21 protein-coding genes and 1 pseudogene are annotated in these 21334 nt (G+C 46.5%); 4 read left to right on the forward strand and 18 right to left on the reverse strand.

The genetic code is table 11. The annotated features are described in order from the left end of the window. A partial coding sequence (gene folE2 / locus LAT75_RS08330; RefSeq protein ID WP_291482189.1) for a GTP cyclohydrolase FolE2 occupies nucleotides 1-785 on the forward strand: 785 nt, incomplete at its 5' end. A gap of 122 nt (nucleotides 786-907) precedes the next feature. After that, the gene (locus tag LAT75_RS08335) at nucleotides 908-1267 is read left to right on the forward strand and encodes a MazG-like family protein (protein ID WP_291482190.1); all 360 of its coding nucleotides are present in this window, start codon (nucleotides 908-910) and stop codon (nucleotides 1265-1267) included. A gap of 124 nt (nucleotides 1268-1391) precedes the next feature. Here the strand turns inward: LAT75_RS08335 and LAT75_RS08340 are convergent. The 4 genes and pseudogenes from LAT75_RS08340 to rsmB all read right to left on the reverse strand — a co-directional run. Beyond that, a pseudogene (locus LAT75_RS08340) lies at nucleotides 1392-1628 on the reverse strand (GxxExxY protein); the annotation flags it as partial. A gap of 390 nt (nucleotides 1629-2018) precedes the next feature. Then, entirely contained in the window at nucleotides 2019-2936 is a 918-nt protein-coding gene (locus tag LAT75_RS08345; RefSeq protein WP_291482191.1) for a BspA family leucine-rich repeat surface protein, read from the reverse strand. Between the two features lie 238 nt (nucleotides 2937-3174). Next, the gene (locus LAT75_RS08350; RefSeq protein ID WP_291482192.1) at nucleotides 3175-5841 is read right to left on the reverse strand and encodes a valine--tRNA ligase; all 2667 of its coding nucleotides are present in this window, start codon (nucleotides 5839-5841) and stop codon (nucleotides 3175-3177) included. Between the two features lie 169 nt (nucleotides 5842-6010). Next, nucleotides 6011-7330 (reverse strand): 16S rRNA (cytosine(967)-C(5))-methyltransferase RsmB, encoded by a 1320-nt coding sequence (gene rsmB, locus LAT75_RS08355; protein WP_291482193.1) that lies wholly within the window; start codon nucleotides 7328-7330, stop codon nucleotides 6011-6013. 224 nt (nucleotides 7331-7554) lie between these two features. Here rsmB and atpD point away from each other — a divergent pair, with 224 nt between their 5' ends. Further along, the gene (gene atpD, locus LAT75_RS08360; RefSeq protein WP_291482194.1) at nucleotides 7555-9036 is read left to right on the forward strand and encodes a F0F1 ATP synthase subunit beta; all 1482 of its coding nucleotides are present in this window, start codon (nucleotides 7555-7557) and stop codon (nucleotides 9034-9036) included. Nucleotides 9037-9156: 120 nt separating this feature from the next. Next, nucleotides 9157-9570, forward strand: a complete 414-nt coding sequence (gene atpC / locus LAT75_RS08365) for an ATP synthase F1 subunit epsilon (RefSeq protein ID WP_291482195.1) — start codon at nucleotides 9157-9159, stop codon at nucleotides 9568-9570. A gap of 115 nt (nucleotides 9571-9685) precedes the next feature. On the opposite strand, the gene LAT75_RS08370 is transcribed toward atpC, so the two are convergent. The 14 genes from LAT75_RS08370 to LAT75_RS08435 all read right to left on the reverse strand — a co-directional run bounded on the left by LAT75_RS08370 (nucleotide 9686) and on the right by LAT75_RS08435 (nucleotide 21334). Beyond that, nucleotides 9686-10222 carry a dihydrofolate reductase gene (locus tag LAT75_RS08370; RefSeq protein WP_291482196.1) on the reverse strand — a complete coding sequence of 179 codons (537 nt, stop codon included), beginning with the start codon at nucleotides 10220-10222 and terminating at the stop codon, nucleotides 9686-9688. Continuing rightward, nucleotides 10206-11054 carry a thymidylate synthase gene (locus LAT75_RS08375; protein ID WP_291482197.1) on the reverse strand — a complete coding sequence of 283 codons (849 nt, stop codon included), beginning with the start codon at nucleotides 11052-11054 and terminating at the stop codon, nucleotides 10206-10208. Before LAT75_RS08375 ends, LAT75_RS08370 begins: the two co-directional genes overlap by 17 nt. 185 nt (nucleotides 11055-11239) lie before the next feature. Beyond that, complete coding sequence (locus LAT75_RS08380; protein ID WP_291482198.1) at nucleotides 11240-12331, reverse strand: branched-chain amino acid aminotransferase; 1092 nt, start codon at nucleotides 12329-12331, stop codon at nucleotides 11240-11242. Between the two features lie 107 nt (nucleotides 12332-12438). Further along, nucleotides 12439-13197: a ribonuclease III gene (gene rnc, locus LAT75_RS08385; RefSeq protein WP_291482199.1), complete on the reverse strand. Its 759-nt coding sequence runs from the start codon at nucleotides 13195-13197 to the stop codon at nucleotides 12439-12441. Beyond that, the gene (gene fabF / locus LAT75_RS08390) at nucleotides 13197-14441 is read right to left on the reverse strand and encodes a beta-ketoacyl-ACP synthase II (protein ID WP_291482200.1); all 1245 of its coding nucleotides are present in this window, start codon (nucleotides 14439-14441) and stop codon (nucleotides 13197-13199) included. Before fabF ends, rnc begins: the two co-directional genes overlap by 1 nt. 61 nt (nucleotides 14442-14502) lie before the next feature. Beyond that, nucleotides 14503-14742, reverse strand: a complete 240-nt coding sequence (locus LAT75_RS08395) for an acyl carrier protein (protein ID WP_291482201.1) — start codon at nucleotides 14740-14742, stop codon at nucleotides 14503-14505. A gap of 111 nt (nucleotides 14743-14853) precedes the next feature. Beyond that, nucleotides 14854-15600, reverse strand: coding sequence for a 3-oxoacyl-[acyl-carrier-protein] reductase (fabG, locus tag LAT75_RS08400; protein ID WP_291482202.1), 747 nt, complete (start codon nucleotides 15598-15600; stop codon nucleotides 14854-14856). Nucleotides 15601-15628: 28 nt separating this feature from the next. Continuing rightward, complete coding sequence (fabD, locus tag LAT75_RS08405) at nucleotides 15629-16519, reverse strand: ACP S-malonyltransferase (RefSeq protein WP_291482203.1); 891 nt, start codon at nucleotides 16517-16519, stop codon at nucleotides 15629-15631. Then, nucleotides 16516-17514, reverse strand: a complete 999-nt coding sequence (locus LAT75_RS08410) for a beta-ketoacyl-ACP synthase III (RefSeq protein WP_291482204.1) — start codon at nucleotides 17512-17514, stop codon at nucleotides 16516-16518. Before LAT75_RS08410 ends, fabD begins: the two co-directional genes overlap by 4 nt. Before the next feature lie 12 nt (nucleotides 17515-17526). After that, entirely contained in the window at nucleotides 17527-18513 is a 987-nt protein-coding gene (gene plsX, locus LAT75_RS08415; RefSeq protein ID WP_291482205.1) for a phosphate acyltransferase PlsX, read from the reverse strand. 27 nt (nucleotides 18514-18540) lie between these two features. Continuing rightward, a complete protein-coding gene (gene rpmF, locus LAT75_RS08420) occupies nucleotides 18541-18717 on the reverse strand; it encodes a 50S ribosomal protein L32 (protein WP_291482206.1) in 177 nt (58 codons plus the stop codon). Between the two features lie 84 nt (nucleotides 18718-18801). Beyond that, a complete protein-coding gene (locus tag LAT75_RS08425) occupies nucleotides 18802-19314 on the reverse strand; it encodes a DUF177 domain-containing protein (protein ID WP_291482207.1) in 513 nt (170 codons plus the stop codon). A 77-nt stretch (nucleotides 19315-19391) separates the two neighbouring features. Next, on the reverse strand, nucleotides 19392-20027 hold the full coding sequence (locus LAT75_RS08430) for a deoxynucleoside kinase (RefSeq protein WP_291482208.1): 636 nt from the start codon (nucleotides 20025-20027) through the stop codon (nucleotides 19392-19394). Between the two features lie 14 nt (nucleotides 20028-20041). Continuing rightward, nucleotides 20042-21334, reverse strand: a complete 1293-nt coding sequence (locus LAT75_RS08435; protein ID WP_291482209.1) for a glucose-6-phosphate isomerase — start codon at nucleotides 21332-21334, stop codon at nucleotides 20042-20044.

The following is a 21334-nucleotide window of genomic DNA, read 5'->3' on the forward strand; positions in this document are numbered from 1 at the left end:
ACGTACCGATTCAGCAGGTTGGCATTTCGAACTTCAAACTACCATTAAAATTTCCGACAAGAGAGGGTGATATTCTCACCCTGGAAGTTTCCGTTGACGGATATGTCGGGCTTGATGCCGGAAAGAAAGGTATCAACATGAGCCGTATCATGCGCTCGTTTTATAAATTTAAGGATGAAGTCTTTCATCCTGAAGTACTTGAGTACGTACTCAAAATGTACAAAAACGACCTTGATGCTCGTGAGAGCTACATCAAGCTCAGTTTTAACTTTCCGATGCTTAAGGAAAGCCTGCGTTCAGACCTTTCCGGGTATCAATATTACGCAGTCTCCCTCGAAGCAAGCATGGATGCGAAGGATAATATAACACATTTCATGCACCTCGATTTCGTGTACAGCAGCGCTTGCCCGTGTTCCTACGAACTTGCAGAGCATGCGCGCGAAACCCGTGAAGTGGCGGCCATCCCGCACAGTCAGCGTTCTGAAGCATACCTGACGGTACAGTTGAGAGATCAGCTGAGCATTGAGGAGATGGTTGAACTCTGCCGCGAAGCCCTTCAGACCGAAACACAGGTTATGGTGAAACGTGAAGACGAACAGGCTTTCGCCGAACTGAATGGTGCCTATCAGAAGTTCGTGGAAGACGCTGCGAGACTGATGTTCGATAAGCTCGATCCGCATCCCGCCATCTCTGATTTTGTGGTGCGCTGCGTACACATGGAAAGCCTGCACAGTCACGACGCGGTAAGCCGTATCTGCAAGGGAATTCCCTGCGGCCTCCGCTAAGAATCTTCATTCATACATCCCATATAGAAAGCCATGATCCCTGATAAGGACATGGCTTTTTTTATGGGAAATGTTTTGTTAACATGCATTTCATTTCATGAAACCATACTGATTATTTTCCTATGAAATCACAAGAAACACAGCAGTTTCCGGCAGAAGAAATCACGTTTGAACGCCTCCGAAAATCCAACACAATACGTCAGCAGGAGTGGGACCCGGGCGATCAGATCAGCCTGAGTTACCGCGGGAATGAGCTCGCCGGGGAGGTGGGGGAAGCCTGCAACATCATCAAAAAGCTGGAGCGGGAGCGGCTTGGCATTCGTGGCAGCAGAGCAGAAAAAGCAGATCTCGCACAGGAGCTCGCCGATATCATTATCTGTGCGGACCTGATTGCGATGCACGAAGGCATTGACCTGGCAAAGGCAGTGGCCGAAAAATTTAACGCAACCTCAGAGAAATACGGTCTCGAATCCCGCTTCTGATTTTTTTTCACGCAAGAGGGAGGAGAGTTTTCACGCAAAGGGGGGAAAGGCGCAAAGGGTTTATGATTTGTTTGGGCAAAGAATTGTATGAGATTTCTTGCCCTGAGCAAGCATAAAGCTAAACTCAAAGATTATTGACAATGCGATGAATTCCTTCTTTAATCAGGCTTTCATTAAAATTAATGAGTAGCCCCAATTTCAGGCCGGTGAGTTTCAGATAGGTTGAAACCTGCTTTTTGTGAACTCCGAGTATTTTTTGAACCGATTTAATTTCGATCAGCACTTTGTTTTCAACAATCAAATCAGCTCTGAAGACATGATCAATTTCAAGGCCTTTCCAGATGACAGAGACTGGCTGTTGTCGGCTAACCTGCTGGGCTAATTAAGATTTGAAGTGCACGAATCGGGAGGAAAGAAAAACCTGTGGGGGTACCCCCACAGGTTTTTGCGAAGTTTAGTAGCTTTCGGCTTTCCTCCTCCTCAAGATTTGAGCCTATGACCACTTATAAACACCTCGACTTATCCCAAATGCATACTATCTGCTGACGATATAGCCCTGCCCAATAATCAAGAAATAAGCCCATCTAAAAAGCATAAAATTTGATCCCAAAAATCTGAGTTTCTTAGTGTCACTAAACCCAGTTAATCGCAGAAAAAAATAGAGGATTTAAGGATTCATATACCAAAGCTAACTGCAATCTTATTTCATGTGAAATACGAACGTAATGATTTCTTACAAACTAAATAACGGTCAAGGGCACGTTCCCCAAACGGGCGTATTTTCGGGAGTAAGCGGCGCGTTTTTTGAAAAATCTAAGGGCTCCTGAGTGAATGATTCCACACACCACTCATTAATAGGCTGATTAAAAGGAGTATCAGCAAACATACCAGACATATTTGTTGCAGAACTTACGTCCCAGCTATCGAGTGGGTGATTAAATGGGGTGTTTATAAACATCGCGGACATATGCCTCGCTGAACTCACATCCCATGTCTCGAGCGGCTGATTAAACGGGGAATAAGCAAACATATTTGACATGTATATGGCTGAGCTTACGTCCCACTGATCAAGCGGCTGATTAAATGCGGATTCTTCCACACCCTCAGTATTAGAGAAACCTGCAAACATTTCATACATGTGGGTAACAGAGCTAACATCCCAGCTGTTGAGCGGTTGATTAAATGGCGATAATTTAAACATTGAGGCCGTTGATGTAACAGAACTTACGTCCCATTTATCAATCGGCTGATTAAATGAAGATCTCCAGAACATACGACTCATATTGGTAACCGAGCCTACATCCCAGTTTTCAATAGGTTGGTTAAACCGAGACTGAGCAAACATAGCTCTCATGCTGGTAACGGAACTGACATCCCAGTTATCAATCGGCTCGTTAAAATCGGTTCCGGCAAACAGAGCTGCCATATCGTTTATATTGCTGACGCAAACTTTCGATAAATTGGCTCCTTCCTCAATTCTTTGTTCCAATAAGGCTCTGTCGACAGCCTCGTATTCAATGCCATCTACGATGCCGGTTTCACCGATATTAACACCCGGGCATTTAATGGTAACTCCATTTTCGTTCAAAAAAAAACCATCTGTATTGGGTTCGGTTCCGCAGGATAAAAGAAATAGTCCGGCTGAAAAGATGATATACATAGTTTTCATTACTAAGATAAATTTAGTCAGTTCAGTAGGATAGTTTAAATATTTGCAGAGACAGATTTAATGCCTCTTGACTTCCCCTGTATAAGCCTTCAGAAAATGAGATTATGAAGGCTTAACGAGTAAATGAGAGTATAAACTACAGTTTTGAGTACTAAGTTCTCATTTGTGAGAAGGTTGCATTTATTTTAAGACTAATAATTCTTGTGAAATAATAGATGTTTCAATAAACATAATTACCTTACAACTCCTCCAAAGCTGCCCTCAGCTTCTCCAGATTTGCTTCCGCATCGGCTTGTTTAGCCCGCTCTTTTGCGACTACGGCTTCGGGTGCGTTGTTCACGAACTTTTCGTTTGATAGTTTTCCGCTTACGGATTTGAGGAAGCCCTCAGTACGCTGAATTTCTTTTTGGATACGCTCGCGTTCCTTGTCCACATCAATATGGTCGGCCATGGGGATGATGAGCTCGGTACCTTTCACCAGGGCGCTGGCTGACTGCGATGGTTTCTCAAAGGCAGTGCCTATCTCCAGGCTTTTGGTTTTCTGAAGCCTCAGGATGAGGCCCTGAACAGACTTAAGTTGTGTTGCGGTTTCTTCATCGGGTACGCGCAGCATCACTTCCAGCTCAAGATTAGGAGAGAGCCCGGATTCGGCGCGGATATTCCGCATGGCCGAAACAAGCTCCTGAACCATCACAAAGCGGGATTCAATATCGTCGTTAATCAGGCTTTTGTCAGCTTCCGGCCATGCCGAAACGATCAGCGCCTCGCCGGTACTACGTTTCTGAATACGCTGCCAGATTTCTTCAGAAATAAACGGAGTGAAGGGGTGAAGCAGCTTCATCAGCGCTTCGAAAAGGCCAAGGGCTCTTTCCAGGCGCGCCTTTTCGATTTTGGAGCCCGGGGTTTCGGGCTTAATCAGCTCGATGTACCAGTCACAGAAATCATCCCAAACCAGCGAGTAGATTTTCTGAAGGGCTTCATTCAGACGGAATTGCTCAAAACTTTCATCCATCTCCGAAATGGTGCGGTTCAGGCGGGAAAGCATCCACTGATCGGGCAGAAATCCGGCATCAAGCGCCAGGCTTGGGGTGTAAGTTTCACCCTCCTCCATATTCATGGAGAGGAAGCGGAAGGCGTTCCAGATTTTGTTGGAGAAATTGCGACCCTGCTCACAGAGGGCTTCATCAAACATGAGGTCATTCCCGGCCGGCGCTGAAAACAACATACCTACGCGGGTACCGTCGGCACCGAATTTATTAATGAGTTCGATGGGATCAGGAGAATTACCCAGTGACTTGGACATCTTGCGGCGCTGCTTGTCGCGTACAATGCCGTGATAGTACACATTGCTGAACGGCTTCTCGCCACGGAACTCGTAACCGGCCATAATCATCCGCGCTACCCAGAAAAACATGATTTCAGGCGCGGTAACCAGATCTTTGGTGGGGTAGTAATAGTTGATTTCCTCCCCGTCCGGATTTTTGAATCCGTCGAATACGGAAATCGACCACAGCCAGGAAGAGAACCAGGTGTCGAGTACATCTTCATCCTGTTTTAGGGTGATGGCATCCTTGCCTGATTTGGCCTTTGCTTTAGCCAGCGCTTCTTCCTCGGTTTTGGCAATCACATAATCGTTTTCACCGCTGCCGTAATACCATGCCGGAATCTGATGTCCCCACCACAGCTGTCGCGATATGCACCAGTCGTGCACGTTTTCCATCCAGTTGCGATAGCTGTTTTTGAACTTCTCCGGGAAAAACCGGATCGTGTCGTTCATCACGTTGTCGAGGGCGGGTTTTGCGGTCTCTTCCATTTTGAGGAACCATTGCAGCGACAGCTTCGGCTCGATTACGGCATCGGTACGCTCCGAATACCCGACTTTATTTTTGATGTCTTCAACCTTCACCAGTAAACCGGCTTCTTCCAGATCGCTTATGATGAGCTTGCGGGCTTTGAAGCGGTCTTCCCCGATATAAAACTGTGCGGTGTCGCTCAGGGTAGCGTCATCATTCAGCATGTCAATAACCTCAAGCCCGTGTTTGATGCCGAGCTCGTTGTCGTTTACGTCGTGGGCGGGTGTCACCTTCAGGCAGCCCGTGCCAAACTCCATCTCCACGTATTCATCGGCAATAACCGGCACTTCGCGGTTCACCATCGGAATGATGACTTTCTTACCGACGAGATGCGTGTATCGATCGTCATTCGGGTTCACACAAACCGCAGTATCGGCCAGAATGGTCTCAGGCCGGGTCGTGGCGATGGTCACAAACGCATCAGCGTCCTTCACCTGATACTTTACGTAATAAAGCTTTGAGCTAACCTCTTTGTGAATCACTTCCTCATCGGAGAGGGCAGTTTTGGCCACAGGATCCCAGTTTACCATGCGCAGGCCGCGGTAAATCTGACCTTTTTCATAAAAATGGATGAAGCAGTCGATTACCGCATCATATAAATCTGCTTCAAGAGTGAAGCGGGTACGCTGCCAGTCGCAGGAGGCACCAAGCTTGCGAAGCTGTTTCAGGATGGTATCTCCGTACTCGTTGGTCCAGTCCCAGGCGTGCCTCATGAATTCATCGCGGCTCAGATCACTTTTTTTGATTCCCTTTTCGCGCAGCCGTGCCACTACCTTGGCTTCAGTTGCAATAGAAGCGTGATCGGTGCCGGGCACCCAGCAGGCGTTTTTGCCCATCATGCGGGCCCGGCGTATGATGACATCCTGAATCGTATTGTTGAGCATGTGCCCCATGTGCAGCACCCCGGTTACGTTGGGTGGCGGAATTACGATGGCGTACGGCTCGCGCTCATCGGGCACGGAGCGGAAGAAACCGTTCTTTTCCCAAAAAGGGTACCATTTGGCTTCAGCTTCGGAAGGGGAGAAGATTTTGGGGATTTCAGAAGTGCTCATAAAATTCAGGCTGTTCAGGAATTGCCCTGAGTGCAGGGCGTGAGGTTAAATTTGAAAATTCGGGGAAAGTGACAACTGACAGGGTGACAAAAAAAGACGCTGCAGCGCCTGAGTGACGAAAAATGAGTCGTCGTCCGGGCAATGCAGCGTCAGAAAATGTCACTGATGATCAGAACTTGCGTTTCATAAGCACGCCAAAGTGCCCGTCGCAGTTATGGATATGCGGGAAGGTTTGATAGGATTTGAGGTCTTCGCTGAGCACTTCCTCAGGGAGGTAGTCGTCCAGCTCTTCAAGCTCGAAATTGGGGTACGTTTCGAGGAATTTCTCAATCTGCATCATATTTTCTTCCGGCTCGAGAGAGCAGGTTGAGTAAACAAGGCGGCCGTTTTTGGCAACCATATTGGCCGCAGCATCGAGGAGCTCTTCCTGAAGGGCAACAGCTTTTTCGAGCTCTTCAGGGGTTCGGCGCCAGCGTAGGTCGGCCCGCTTGGAAAGTACGCCGGTACCGGTACAAGGGGCATCGAGCAGAACGGCATCGGCCAGTTTGAAGCGCGCCTCGGTAGCATCAGCCCGCTGGATTTTCACAATTTTAGCGCCGCCGCGTTCAGCATTTTCGGCAATACGCTGAATGCGGTCGGGGTTGATATCAACGGCGAGCAGCGTACCCTCGTTTTCCATTAGTTCGGCGAGCAGCAGCGTTTTGGTGCCCGGAGCGGCACACAGGTCGATAACGGACTCTCCTGCTACAGGGTCGAGAATAGTTGGGGCAAAACCAGCGGCGATATCCTGAACATAGCACAGCCCTTTTTCGAACCATCCTCTTGAGCGAACTTCCGCAAGGGTTGTTACACGAAAATAGCCGGGCAGCCACTCGCTTTCCTCGAACTCGATACCGGCACGCTCGAGACGCAGCCGGAAGGTGTCGGGTGAAGTTTTCAGACAGTTGGCACGCAGGTAATAAGCGGGGCGCTGATTATTTGCTGTCATCAGTTGAAAAGCTTCCCTTTCGCCAAACCGATCTGACCAGCGTTTAACCAGCCATTCGGGGTGTGAGAAAGTGGTTGCGACCAGTTCAGTGCGGTCGTGCATATCAGGCGTAGGCAGCTCTTTGATTTCCCGCTGAATTTTTCTGAGGATAGCGTTTGCAAGATCACCGGAACGGGGGCTTATTTTAGTTTTGGCAATCTCGACGTTTTCATTAATAGCCGCATAGTCGGGGGTCGAATCCATGAACATCAGGTCATAAATGCCCATCCGGAGGATGTTTTTAAAAAACTCATCCATGGTTTCCAGCTCAACTGAGCTGTAGCGGGAGATAAGGAAATCCAGATAGGATTTGCGTCTAAGGATCCCCTGTACATATTCATTTGCCTGCTGACGTTCCTGTCGGTCAAGCTTATTGAGCAGATCCAATTCGAGGTAATTGGTATTTTCAAACTTCTCAAGTGTTCGGATGCTTGCTAATCGTGATTGGCTTACGTTTTCCAAAATCGAAAAATCGGTTACAGGGTTAGGGTTTGATAACTTAACAATATAATGGATTTTTGGCTCAAATGATGTATCAAAAGACCGCCAGGGCTGCTTTTAAAGTTGCGATTAGATGCTATTTGGGGTATCTTTGAACCTTGTATTTATTTTTACTTAAAGCAAGGTGTACATATCTGCACCAACATTATTTTATTAACTGAAATTATTTCCAAAGCTCTTTTCTCATGAATAAAGGATCCGTCGCTCAGGTTATTGGTCCGGTTGTCGACTGCGACTTCCCGGATGGTCATCTTCCTCAAATTCTGAATGCGCTGCATATTGATATGGAAGATGGACGCAGGCTCGTTCTTGAGGTAGCACAGCACCTTGGCGAAAACCGAGTAAGAACGATTGCAATGGACTCTACCGATGGCCTGGTCCGTAATATGGAAGTTTCCGATCAGGGCGGCCCGATTTCAATGCCTGTAGGTGAAGATATTCGCGGAAGACTTTTTAATATTGTTGGGGAAGCCATCGACGGCATCGGGAATCCTAAGGGGGATCGCCGCTCACCAATCCACAAACCCGCTCCGGATTTCACTGAACTTTCGTCAAGCACTGAAATGCTTGAAACAGGAATTAAAGTAGTTGACCTGCTTTGCCCCTATGCCAAAGGCGGTAAGATCGGCCTGTTCGGTGGTGCCGGCGTAGGTAAAACGGTTCTTATTCAGGAGCTAATCAACAATATCGCTAAGCAACACGGTGGTCTTTCCGTTTTTGCCGGAGTTGGTGAGCGTACCCGTGAAGGAAATGACCTTTTGCGCGAATTCATCGAATCAGGCGTAATCAACTATGGTGAAGCATTCAAGGAAGGCATGGAAAAAGGAGAATGGGATCTCACAAAAGTAGATCACAAAGCCCTCAAGGCATCTCAGGCCACACTCGTATTTGGTCAGATGAACGAGCCTCCGGGAGCCCGTGCACGTGTTGCACTTTCCGGCCTTACCATCGCTGAATATTTCCGTGATGAAGTAAGCCGCGATATTCTTCTTTTCGTTGATAACATTTTCCGGTTCACACAGGCGGGATCTGAAGTATCTGCGCTTCTTGGCCGGATGCCTTCAGCAGTAGGTTATCAGCCAACGCTCGCATCAGAAATGGGAGCCCTTCAGGAGCGGATTACATCAACGACAGCAGGATCTATTACATCTGTGCAGGCCATCTATGTACCTGCTGATGACCTTACTGACCCTGCCCCTGCAACTACATTTTCTCACCTCGACGCAACTACGGTACTTTCCCGTCAGATTGCTTCCCTTGGTATTTATCCGGCGGTTGATCCCCTTGATTCGACCTCACGTATTCTCGACCCGCTTGTAATTGGTAAGGATCATTATGAATGTGCTGAAAATGTGAAGATGCTGCTTCAGCGCTACAAAGACCTTCAGGATATCATTGCCATTCTTGGTATGGATGAACTTTCAGATGAAGATAAGCTCATCGTAGGCCGCGCCCGCCGTGTGCAGCGTTTCCTGAGTCAGCCGTTCTTTGTAGCACAGCAGTTTACCGGTCTTGACGGTAAGTATGTGAAGATTGAAGACACCATCAAAGGCTTCAACATGATTCTTGACGGTGAGCTTGATAACCTGCCGGAAGGTGCTTTCTACCTTGTTGGTACGATTGAAGAGGCTATGGCCAAAGGCGAAAAACTCCTCGCTGAAGCTTAAACAAACAAGCCTTTGCGACTGCATTCGGATTTTGAAAAACCGGGCCGGGCAATATGCCCTAACCCGGTTTAATCCGGAAACTGTTACGGGAACCTTTTAATCTGCTACCGTCCTATTTCTATGATTCGTACTAATATAATCACACCTTACGGCCCTGTTTACGAAGGGCTTGCAACCGGTGTTAACCTACCCGGTACCGAAGGCGCATTTGAAGTAAAATTCAATCACGCCAGCCTGATGTCTATGCTTGAGATCGGAAAAGTTATTGTTCGTGAAAAAAGCGGGAAGGAGGAAACATTTTCAGTAAATGGCGGCTTCGTTGAAGTTTTTGATAACCGGGTAACTGTTCTCGCTGAGTCAGCTGAAAATGTGCGTGATATCGATCTTGATCGCGCGCGGCAGGCACGTGAAAAAGCAGCAGCGAAAATTCGTGAAGATAAAGAGCAAAAAGCCGCTCAGGAAGATGTTCTTAAAGCTGAACTTGCACTTAAACGGGCAATTAACCGAATTAAATTATATGAGCTGAAACGGTAATTCGATTCACTCAGATCATAAAAAAGCACCGTGCTCACATAGTAGGCAACGGTGCTTTTTTTTGGATAAAATTTTTGGAGGCTGTTGTAAGCTCAGCTGTCACAAACGAAAAGACTTACTTTTTTTGGTACCGCTTGATAATGAAATCACCCTTATCCTCTGATTCAATAAGGTTCCAAATAATTCCGATCTTGTGGCGGTACTCAGGGAAAAAAGTATCACCTTCATAAGCTGATTTAATTTCTGATATAATCATCTCGTTGCTGAAATTAAAAGCTTGTTCGTATAATACGGCACCGCCGGCAATATATACGAGATCGTAGTCGGTTGAATGAAAATATGAAAGAGCTTCATCCAGCGATTTGAAAAAAACGACGCCTTCTGCTTTCAGGTCTTTAGTGCTTAAAACATAGCAAGGACGGCCTGGCAGGGGTTTCCCACCTATTTCTTCGAAGGTCCGGCGACCCATGAGAAGTGGTTTTCCGAGCGTAGTTTGCTTAAAATGTTTGAGATCGGCCGGGTAATGCCAGGGCATGCTGCCATTTTCACCGATTACAAGGTTCGGATCATGTGCTGCTATGATGACAAATTTAGGCATTTTACAAGAGTGCAAAAAATGGTTCAGGAAAAGAGAATCAAACAGCGACTTCAAACCTGATGGAAGGGTGATGCTGATAATTGTTAAGGGTAAAGTCTTCGAGCGTCAGCTCATCCAGCGGTTTGTCGGCAATAGTGAGTGAAGGCAGGGGATAAGCTTCCCGCTGTAACTGTTCTTTAAGGCCGTCAATATGATTTTCGTAAATGTGCGCATCAACAATGGTGTGTGCGAAAATACCCGGTTTCAGGCCTGTTTGCTGAGCGATTATCATTGTGAGGGCTGCATAGCAGGCAAGGTTGAAAGGGATGCCGAGTGCAATATCCCCTGATCGTTGCGTAAGGTGGCAGTTCAGCCTGCCGTCAGTTACATTAAAAATAGCCATCAGGTGGCAGGGTGGCAGTGCCATCTGATCAAGTAAACCCGGATGCCAGGCGCTAACTACAAGCCGTCTGCTCATGGGGTTTTCCTTGATTTGATCAATTACATATTGTATCTGATCGAACTCCTTTCGTGAGGGCATATCGTTGGTGAATGCGCCGCCAACCCCTTCAAAATCGACTTGCTCGTAGCAGGTAAACGGGAACCGACGCCACAAAACGGGATAAATAGGGCCTACATTACCCTCTTCATCAGCCCAGGCGTCCCAAATATGACAGTCGTTTTCATCGCGCAGCCAGCGGATGTGGCTTTCACCTCGCAGGTACCAGAGCAGCTCCAACATAATGGAGCGAAACATCATTTTCTTGGTTGTTATGAGGGGGAAACCGTCAGCCAAATCAACCCGATACGTTTCTGAAAAACTGCTGATTGCATCAGTACCGGTACGGTTAGGTTTCTTAATTCCAAATTTAAGTACACGTTCAATAAGCTGATGATAGGCGTCCATAAGACCGGGTAGTGTTTTTGCGGGAGAAAGTTATAGTAGATTCAGACTTAGGAAGAAGCTTTTCCCCAAACCTGTAAAATACAGGTTTGGGCTTTGGGCTCAAAAACAAAAAAAGAATAAGCCGGGTTTCAGATGAAAACCGGCTTATTTGCTTGAGGTACTTCAAGCGCTTGGCTGTATGTTTATCAGATTACTGTACACCATGCTGAAGGATCAGCCTCAGTACCGTGATGAATCCCTGTGATAGCCTTATATAAGCGCTCGGCTACGGGGCCCATTTTTTCGGTATCAAGGGTAAGGGTTTCTCCTTTGTGATGAATAACTCCGACCGGAGAAATCACGGCAGCTGTTCCTGACCCAAAAGCTTCGGTCAGGCGGCCTTCACGCCAAGCATCGAAGAGCTCGTCTATGGAAAGCATTCGTTCTTCTGCAGGTAAATTCCATATTTTGCAAAGTTCGAGAACTGAGCGCCTGGTAACACCAGGCAGAATGGTTCCTGTTAATGGTGAGGTTACAACTTTGCCGTCTATAACAAAAAAGATGTTCATGGCGCCGACTTCCTCAACGTATTTTCTCTCAATGGCATCAAGCCACAACACCTGTGAGTACCCCTCTTTCATGGCTACATGAGCAGGGTAGAGGCTGGCGGCATAGTTGCCGGGCACCTTGGCATTGCCAACACCGCCTTTTACAGCACGCACGTAATCAGGCATTGTGGTCAGCTTTACGGGATTGATGCCTTCACGGTAGTAGTTGCCCACAGGTCCTGTAATCACGTAAAAACGATAGGCGGTAGAGGTTTTTAAGCCCAGGAATTCCTCTGTTGCAAAAACGAAGGGGCGGAGGTATAGGGATTTGAATTTATCCTTAGGCACCCACTGTCTGTCTAAATCTACCAGCTGTAAAATAGCTTGTGTAAACACCTCTTCCGGAATAGAAGGGATGTTCAGGCGTTTGCAGGAATCGTTGAATCGTTTGTAGTGATCCCGTATTCTGAAAACGTTTATGGCTCCGTTTTCCATCGTGAATGCCTTCATACCTTCAAAAGCGCCCTGCCCGTAGTGCAGAATATTGGCCGAAGGCATAATACTGACAGGCCCATAAGGAATAATCTGACCGTTATCCCACTTGCCGTTTTTGTAAACAAGCTCGAACATGTGGTCGCTGAATACATCTCCAAAGCGCAGATCCTGAAAGTTTACAGCGTTTCTGCGTGATTCGGTTACTTGAGTAACCGGAAAAACATGGGTGGCTTTTGTTTCCTCAGTCACAGTCATGAATATACCTTCAATAGTTTAGGATTAAATCGAGCCTGGGCTAAATCAAAATAGTTAATAATAAAAGGAACTTTAGTATTCACAAGGCTAAGCGGGCCTGCATGAATTTAAGAATGCTCAAGTTGTTCGAGCGCGCGTTTAGCAGCGGCCTGTTCAGCCTTCTTTTTGTTTTTGGCTTTGCCCCAGCCGTATGGCGTGTTGTTAATTACAACATTTACTTCAAAAGTTTTATCGTGATCAGGTCCGGTTTCTGAAATGATCTGATATTCAGGAACGGCCAGCTTTTTAGCCTGAGCAAACTCAAGTAAAAGGCTTTTGTAGTTATCCTGACGACTGCTTACATCTGAAATGTCGATGTGGGTATGATAAACATTTTTGATGAATTTTTGGGAAGCTGCAAATCCTAAATCTTTATAAATGGCACCTACTACGGCTTCAAAAATATCACAAAGTACACTGTTTTTTAATTCTATACCCTGCCCGCGAACTCTGCTTCCAACTTCTACCAAAGCCGGAAAGCCAAGTTTTCGGGATAAGTCTGCGAGCATATCTTCCCTTACAAGCCGAGACCGGACTTTGGTCATAAATCCTTCATTATTATCCGGGTAAAGTTCGAACAGAATTTCAGTTACTACTAAATCAAGAACGGCATCGCCCAAAAACTCAAGTTGTTCGTAGCTCTCGACATCGTCGAGGCCGTCTTCAATGAGTTTTGAGCGATGCCGTAAAGCCCGCAGGTAAAAATGAGGGTTAGTAATAGGGTTTCCGATTATTTTTTCGAGTTCCCCGATTTTATGCTGAGCAGCTGAATGCAGCTTTCTTTTGGAAAAGAAAGCCTGAATCTTATTCAGCGTCAGACTAAACATTACTCATCAAATTTTTTCATCACCAGGGTGGTATTATGACCGCCAAAACCAAAGGCATTGTTCAGGGCATACCTCATTTTTCTGTCCTGCGCTTCATTTACAGTGTAATTGAGGTCGCAGAGCGGATCGGTGTTGAAGTGGTTAATAGTAGGCGGTACGAGATCGTGGTAGAGAGCCAGAATAGTAGCGATTGATTCGGCAGCACCGGCAGCACCGAGCATGTGCCCTGTCATCGATTTAGTCGAGTTCAGGTTAATTTTGTACGCATGGTCACCAAAAACTTTTTTGATAGAGTTGGTTTCTGCTACATCACCTAATGGAGTAGATGTGCCGTGCATATTAATGTGATCAATTTCTTCGGGTTTGATGCCGGCTGCCTTTAAGGCCTCTGAAATGGCAAGCATTACGCCGGCACCTTCAGGGTCAGGGGCTGTAATATGATGTGCATCAGCTGAAAATCCGTAACCGGCAATTTCAGCATAAATTTTTGCCCCACGGTTAACCGCACTTTCATAGGTTTCCAGGAACAAAACGCCTGAGCCTTCACCGAGAACAAAGCCGTCGCGATCTTTGTCGAAGGGTCTTGATGCGGTCTTAGGATCGTCATTTCGGGTTGACATGGCTTTGATAGAATTAAAGCCGGATACACCCATTTCAATTACCGGAGCTTCAGCACCTCCGCAAATAGCAAAATCGGACTGACCTGACCTGATGTGGTCGTAGGCCAGTCCTATATTGTGTGAACCTGTTGCACAGGCTGAAACAGCGCAGTAGTTCGGGCCCCGGAAGCCATACTTAATAGAAATGTGCCCGGAAGCGATATCCGGGATCAGCATTGGAATAAAGAAGGGGGAGATGCCCCTTGGCCCCATTTTCTCGTAAGCTACACAGTTCTTATAAAAGGTCTCCATGCCACCGATACCAGTTCCGACAAGAACTGCGACCCGGTTTTTGTCGATGGTTTCCAGATCGATGGAAGAATCGCTTATAGCCATATCTGAGGCTGCAAGGGCGAACTGGGCAAATCGGTCGAGCCGGCGTGCCGCCTTTGGCTCGATAAATTCAACTGGGTCGAAACCGTCAACCATGGCGGCGAATTTGGTGGCAAACTTTTCGGTATCGAAGTGTCTGATATAATCAGCACCGCTTTTACCGCTTTTGAGACCATCCCAAAACTGCTCTAAAGTGTTTCCGATAGGGGTGATGGCTCCCATCCCGGTAACCACAACTCTGCGTTCAGCCATTAATACTCAATTAAAGAATGATGAGTTTGGTGTGCTAAAATTGAAAATATGAAGATATAGCTTATTCAACTTTATTTTTCAGGTAATCAATAGCATCACCTACAGTAGCGATGTTCTCAGAATCTTCATCAGGAATTTGGGTGTCAAATTCTTTTTCAAATTCCATAATCAGCTCTACAAGGTCAAGTGAGTCTGCACCAAGGTCGTTGGCGAAGCTGGCTGCAGGTACTACATCGGCTTCATCTACGCCAAGTTTTTCAACGATGATGTCGATTACTTTTTTTTCTAGGTCTTGTGACATGTTTATTTACTTATGGTAATGGTTAAAGGTTGAACAAAATGTACTTAAAAAAAGGGTGTATTTCCAAAAAAATAGCAGGTTAAAGCTTTAATAATAAAGCTCAAAATGCGTTTACATAGCCATGCCGCCGTCAATCCGGATGGTTTCTCCGGTTATGTAGCGGCTTGCGTCGCTTGCCAGAAAGATTACACCGGCTGCGATATCCTTAACATCGCCTGCTTTCCCCATAGGAATGCTTGCCTTTATGGCATCCATCACCTTATCGGAAAGCTGACCTGTCATTTCAGTTGTGATGTAGCCGGGTGCAATTGTATTCACCCGGATGTTACGGCTTGCCAGTTCTTTGGCCAGCGATTTACTAAAACCTATAATACCTGCTTTTGAGGCTGCGTAATTGGTTTGACCTGCATTGCCTGAAAGGCCTACAACTGAGCTGATATTGATTATGGAGCCCGCTCTGGCTTTCATAAATGGGCGCACACTTGATTTGCTGTAGTTAAATACACTTTTGAGATTAGTCGTAATTACGTCGTCCCACTGGGATTCACTCATTCGCATAATAAGTGTATCCTTTGTGATGCCGGCATTGTTTACGAGAATGTCGAGATGTGCCCATTCTTTAACAATATCGGTAATTACTTCATCTGCACGAGCCGCATCGGCAGCGTCAGCCTGATAAGCCAGCGCCTTCTGACCGATTGCCTCAACTTGTTTTTTGATTTCTTCAGCAGCTTCTGCTGATCGTGCATAGGTAAAAGCGACGTCAGCACCTGCTGCAGCGAGTTCCAGAACGATGGCACGGCCTATACCTCGTGTTCCGCCGGTAACCAGGGCTGTTTTTCCATTTAATGAAAACATAAGATTTGTTTTGGGTATGAAGGTTAGCCTATTCGTATCCGCTTAGCGCTGCACCTTTTACAGTACGCTTAACCAGCCCCTGCAGAACATTTCCGGGACCTATTTCAGTGAAAGCTTCAAATCCGTCTTGCTGCATTTGCAGCAGGGTTTGTGTCCATTTCACGGGGTTAAGCAGCTGATCAAGCAGATTGCTGCGAATTTCATCAGGAGATGTTGTGGGTTTAGCCGTGAAATTAGAATAAACCGGGCATACCGGAGGGTGAAATACCAGTTGTTCAAGCTCTGCCTTCAGGCCTTCATAAGCGGATTGCATAAGGGGAGAATGAAAAGCACCGCTTACGGGTAGTTTTTTTGCAATTTTACAACCATTTTCCTTAAGAAGCACTAAAGCACGGTCGATAGCAGTTTCGTGTCCGGAAATAACAAGCTGCCCCGGGCAGTTATAGTTTGCGGGAACAACTACGCTGTTGTCCCCCTCGGTAGCCTGACTGCAGATTTCAGCTACTTTTTCATCGGCCATGCCGATTACGGCTGCCATTGTGCCCGGGTTGTCTGTTCCGGCTTTTTGCATCAGCTCACCGCGTTTGCGAACCACACTAAGGGCATCCTCGAATGAAAGCACCCCGGCTGCTGCAAGAGCTGAAAACTCGCCAAGGCTATGACCTGCAACAGCTTGTGGTTTTAGGTCAAGTGTTCTGAAAAGAGCTACTGAGTGCAGGAAAATTGCAGGCTGTGTATTTTCAGTTTGGCGGAGCGAGTCGTCTGGTCCACCGAACATAATTTCAGTAAGTCCAAAGCCTAAAATTTCATTGGCCTGATCGAATACGGCTTTGAATGCCGGGTTGTTTTCGTAGTGATAAAGCCCCATACCGATTTTTTGGGAGCCTTGGCCGGGAAATAATAATGCGGTTTTACTCATGATGGTTTGCCCCATTTAATGTAAACCGAACCCCATGTAAAGCCGCCCCCAAAAGACGCGAGAATTACATTATCGCCTTCGTTCAGCTTGTCTTTCCATTCATACAGACAAAGAGGTATGGTTGCGGCAGTTGTATTTCCGTAGCGGTCAATATTAACCATAACTTTATCCATGCCAATTCCCATGCGGTTGGCTGTTGCGGAAATAATCCGGTTATTTGCCTGATGGGGTACAAACCAGCTTACGTCTTCATGGGAGAGGTTATTGCGCTTCAGGATTTCCAGGGATACATCTGCCATAGATTCCGTCGCTTTTTTGAAGACAACGCGGCCTTCCTGACGGATATAATGCTGACGGGCATCTACAGTTTTGTTGGAAGCCGGGTTAAGGCTTCCGCCGGCTTCCTGTCTGAGCAATTCGGCGTCTGTGCCGTCACAGCGCTGAATAACATCCTGAATTCCACTACCGTCTGTTGAGGGCTCAAGTAAAACACCTGCGGCTGCATCTCCGAAAATAATACAGGTAGTGCGGTCGGTGTAATCAACAATAGAGCTCATTTTATCGGCTCCAATAACCATAACTTTTTTGTATCGTCCGGATTCAATCATCATTGCCCCGGTTGACAGCGCATAAAGAAAGCCTGAACAAGCTGCGGATACATCAAAGCCGTAGGCATTAGTCGCTTTGATGTCACGTTGAATGAGGCAGGCGGTAGCTGGGAATAGATAATCAGGAGTTACGGTTGCTACGATAATACAATCTATCTCAGATCCGTCAATACCACGATTACGCAAAATTTCATGAGCTACCTGGCTGCCCATGTAAGCAGTAGCTTTTGAAGGGTCTTTCAGGATACGGCGCTCGCTGATACCGGTTCGGGTTTTAATCCACTCGTCGTTTGTTTCAACAAGTTTCTCAAGTTCTGCATTGGTTAGCACATAATCGGGCAGAAAATGCCCGAGTGCGGTTATCGTAGCTTTCGGAGTATCTGACATTAAAAAAGAAGTTTAGTTCAGGGCCGCTTTAATCTGCTCATTAACCTTTTTCTGCACCATCTTTTCGGCCGATAAAATGGAATTTTTAATCGCTAAGGGGCTGCTTCCGCCGTGGCCCACCATACTCACTCCGTTAATGCCAAGGAACGGCACTCCGCCTACTAACTGATAGTCGAAAGGTGCAAGAGCATCAAGCATTACGGATTTGATGAGTCCGAACTCTTCCTGAGTGAGTGTTTTGGCCCTGTCTGAGCGGTAAATTATGCGAAGGATGTTTTCAGGGATAGATTCACCCAGCTTAAGCAGCAGGTTGCCAACAAAGCCGTCGCATATATATACGTCTGCCTTTCCCTGTAAAACATCACGTCCTTCAATATTGCCGACAAAGTCTTCACGATCTTTAAGAAGAGCATAGGCCTGCCGTACAGCTTCACGTCCTTTTTCTTCCTCTTCACCTATATTCATCAGTCCGAGGCGAGGGTTTGCAATGCCAAGCATATTTTTGGCGAATACTTTGCCCATGATACCAAACTGTACGAGCATTTCCGGCTTAACTTCTATATTTGCACCAACATCGAGCATGAATTTGATACCGTCAACCGACGGGTAAATGCTGCCGATTGTCGGGCGCAGAACGCCTTCAATTTTGCCAAGTATAAACATGGAAGCACCTAAAAGGGCGCCTGTGTTCCCGGCACTGAAAAAAGCATCACACTTACCCTGCGCGTGCATGGTAAGACCAATTGCGATCGAGGAGTGCTTTTTGGTTTTAAGAGCTGTTGCCGGAGATTCATCCATGCCGATAATCTCAGGTGCATTGATCACCGTTAGTCGGTTGCCTGAATATCCCTGTTTCACAACTTCGTCAGAGACAAGTTGTTCCGGACCTAAAAGGATAATGTGTATGTCATCTCTTTCTTTAAGCGCCATCAAAGCGCCCTGAACCGGGTTTTGGGGATAGTGATCTCCACCGACGGCATCAATAGCAATTTTCAGCATAAATAGATTCCGGCTTTGCAGTATCGGTTAATTAACAGCGAGAACTTGTCTTCCTCTGTAGTAGCCGCAGTCGGCACAGGCGTGGTGCGCCCGGTGTACAGAACCACAGTTGCTACAGGTTGACAGCGTTACATCTTCAAGTTTGTGATGTGTTCTGCGCTTATTTTTGCGGGCTTTTGATGTTTTTCTCTTTGGATGTGCCATGATAAAAAAGCTGGTAAGGCTTGATAATGATTAAGTATTAATTGATTTACAGCTAAAAAAAGGCCTGAGAAGAAGTGGAGCCGGTCAGATATCGTCCTTAAGTTTCCTCAGAGCTTCCCAACGGGAGTCTGCAGGATAATCCTCATCGTAATCATCTTCATCTTCGGGATTGCCATAGGTTTCAAAAAAGCTTGTTTCGGAACCATCGGCGTTTAGAAAACGGGGATGAAGTTTTTTTATGGGAATGCTCAGCAGGATGCTGTCCCGCACTTCTTCTTCAATATTAATGGTGTTTGAGGAAGTATTGAGCGGGCGGAGGGCCTGCTGTTCATCTTCTTCGGGTTCTGCATTCGGTTTGAATAAAATTTTGTATGAAACCGTTATCGGATAGCGATACAGCTCAAGGCTTCTGTCACAAATCAGGCTAAGTGTGGTCGAAGCTCTGAAAGACAGCTGAAGGCTGTTGAGCATTTTTATAAACTCAACATGCAATTCAACCGGGTCGTGATCAAACCCTTCAATCCTGAACTTATGTTCATCGAAGGTAAGTTCAAGTGTCGATTTGTTGTCGGGTATGTCGCTGATTCTGAATTTCATCACAAAATTTGATTACAAGCTTGTAAATATAACAGATTTGGGCTTAATAATCAATCTGCTGTGCCCCAAAGGCTTTTTTAAGAAAACAAACCGTAGAGTCTTCTTTCAACTATATTGATAACAGTCCCCAAATCTTCCTGACTGTTAACAAAATCAAGCTCATCGGTTTCGATTATCAGCTTTTCGTGCGGGTAACGCCCGATCCAGTCCTCATATAATTTATTAAGCCCCTCAAGATAATCGATGCGAATTGTTGTTTCATAATCCCTCCCCCTTTGCTGAATCTGCCGGACCAGCGTCGGAACATCGGCACGCAGGTAGATCAGCAGGTCGGGTGGTTTGAGGTAATAGGTCATTTCTTCAAACAGGGCGCTGTAGTTATCGTAATCCCGCTCGCTCATTAATCCCATTTGAAAAAGGTTGCGGGCGAAAATTTCTACATCCTCATAGATGGTACGATCCTGAATATAGCTTTCATCGCGCTGCATCAGCTTTTTCTGATGCTTGAAGCGGCTTGACAGGAAATAGACCTGAAGGTTAAAACTCCAGCGTCTCATATCATTATAGAAATCAGTCAGATACGGGTTATTGTCAACTGATTCGTAATAGGGCTTCCATCCAAAATGTTTGGACAGAAGCCCCGTAAGGGAAGATTTGCCGGCGCCTATGTTACCGGCTATTGCAGTAAAGTATTTTTTATCGGTTTCAGACATGCTGTTTTCGGGTATCAAAATCCGGGTTTGCCGAGTAGTCTGAACATCGCTTTTTTGTAAGCTTCAACACCAGGCTGATCAAAGGGGTTTTCGTTGAGGCAGTACACATAAACAGCGATTGCAATTTCGCAAATGTAGATGAACCGCCCAATGTGCTCTTCATCAATTTTGTCAAAATGAATACTAAGGCAGGGCACACCACCCTCCACATGTGCTTCACGGGTGCCAAGGAAGGCTTTATTGTTTATGAAGTGAAAGTTTTTGCCGGCAAGGTAATTCAGGCCGTCAGCATCATCGTCTTCAGTTTCAACAATAACCGAGCCGGCCGGCTTATCAGCAACAAGGAATGTTTCTATCATATTACGCTGACCTTCCTGAACCATCTGTCCTACGCTGTGCAGGTCAGTTGAGTAGCCGAGAAGCACCGGAAACATTCCTTTGCCGTTTTTGCCTTCGCTTTCACCGAAAAGCTGCTGCATCCAGCCGCCCATGCCGGAGAGTTCCGGTTCAAAACTGGCGATCATATCCATTACTTTTCCGCTTTGGTAGAGTGCGAGCCGGGTTGCGGCGTAGCTGAGCAGGTCGTCAGGGTTCAGCTCGATTTCGTTGTAAGCCGAAACTGCGCCATAATAAAGAGCACGAATATCGATACCGGCAACCGCGATGGGAAGAAGCCCGACAGGGGTCATTACAGAGAAACGACCGCCGATGTCATCAGGAAGCACAAATTTCTTGTATCCGTTGGCATCGATGATGCGGTTCAGGGCACCGCCCGCAGCACTTGTAGTACAAATAATGTGTTTTGCCGGATTCTGATATGTTTCATGAATCCATTTCCGGATAACCCGAAAAGCAAGTGCCGTTTCTGTTGTGGTTCCTGATTTGGAGATTACGTTTATATAAACTTTTTTGGACGTGCCGTCGGCTTTGGGCTGCTGCAGGTATGCCATCAGCTCACTGAGGTAACGGCCGCTCATATGATGACCGGCATAAACGATTTCCGGACCTTTGCTGCCAAAAAAAGGACCAAGCGCATCAATTACTGCTTTTGCCCCGAGGTAAGAGCCTCCGATTCCGCAAACAATAAAAACATCTGCTTCCTCACGGATTGCTGTTGCAAGGGCATCAAGCTCGTTGAGCAGGGCATCGTTCGGGTTTGCAAGAATATCGCGCCAGCCGAGCCATTCAGGGCCGGGGCCGGTTTTGGTTTGTACCTTTTTAAAGGCTTCCGCTGCCTGAGTTTTAGCTGAAGCAAGCGCATCATCTTTCAGAAAAGCATGCGCGTGCCCGAAATCAAATCGAATCAT

Source organism: Cyclonatronum sp. (assembly GCF_022565315.1).
In the GTDB taxonomy this organism is placed as follows: domain Bacteria; phylum Bacteroidota; class Rhodothermia; order Balneolales; family Cyclonatronaceae; genus Cyclonatronum.

Coding starts and splice junctions, on each gene's coding strand:
- LAT75_RS08335 (WP_291482190.1), top strand. CDS start 908: ATGAAATCACAAGAAACACAGCAGTTTCCGGCAGAAGAAATCACGTTT.
- LAT75_RS08345 (WP_291482191.1), bottom strand. CDS start 2,936: ATGAAAACTATGTATATCATCTTTTCAGCCGGACTATTTCTTTTATCC.
- LAT75_RS08350 (WP_291482192.1), bottom strand. CDS start 5,841: ATGAGCACTTCTGAAATCCCCAAAATCTTCTCCCCTTCCGAAGCTGAA.
- atpD (WP_291482194.1), top strand. CDS start 7,555: ATGAATAAAGGATCCGTCGCTCAGGTTATTGGTCCGGTTGTCGACTGC.
- atpC (WP_291482195.1), top strand. CDS start 9,157: ATGATTCGTACTAATATAATCACACCTTACGGCCCTGTTTACGAAGGG.
- LAT75_RS08375 (WP_291482197.1), bottom strand. CDS start 11,054: ATGGACGCCTATCATCAGCTTATTGAACGTGTACTTAAATTTGGAATT.
- LAT75_RS08380 (WP_291482198.1), bottom strand. CDS start 12,331: ATGACTGTGACTGAGGAAACAAAAGCCACCCATGTTTTTCCGGTTACT.
- rnc (WP_291482199.1), bottom strand. CDS start 13,197: ATGTTTAGTCTGACGCTGAATAAGATTCAGGCTTTCTTTTCCAAAAGA.
- fabF (WP_291482200.1), bottom strand. CDS start 14,441: ATGGCTGAACGCAGAGTTGTGGTTACCGGGATGGGAGCCATCACCCCT.
- LAT75_RS08395 (WP_291482201.1), bottom strand. CDS start 14,742: ATGTCACAAGACCTAGAAAAAAAAGTAATCGACATCATCGTTGAAAAA.
- fabG (WP_291482202.1), bottom strand. CDS start 15,600: ATGTTTTCATTAAATGGAAAAACAGCCCTGGTTACCGGCGGAACACGA.
- fabD (WP_291482203.1), bottom strand. CDS start 16,519: ATGAGTAAAACCGCATTATTATTTCCCGGCCAAGGCTCCCAAAAAATC.
- LAT75_RS08410 (WP_291482204.1), bottom strand. CDS start 17,514: ATGTCAGATACTCCGAAAGCTACGATAACCGCACTCGGGCATTTTCTG.
- plsX (WP_291482205.1), bottom strand. CDS start 18,513: ATGCTGAAAATTGCTATTGATGCCGTCGGTGGAGATCACTATCCCCAA.
- rpmF (WP_291482206.1), bottom strand. CDS start 18,717: ATGGCACATCCAAAGAGAAAAACATCAAAAGCCCGCAAAAATAAGCGC.
- LAT75_RS08425 (WP_291482207.1), bottom strand. CDS start 19,314: ATGAAATTCAGAATCAGCGACATACCCGACAACAAATCGACACTTGAA.
- LAT75_RS08430 (WP_291482208.1), bottom strand. CDS start 20,027: ATGTCTGAAACCGATAAAAAATACTTTACTGCAATAGCCGGTAACATA.
- LAT75_RS08435 (WP_291482209.1), bottom strand. CDS start 21,334: ATGATTCGATTTGATTTCGGGCACGCGCATGCTTTTCTGAAAGATGAT.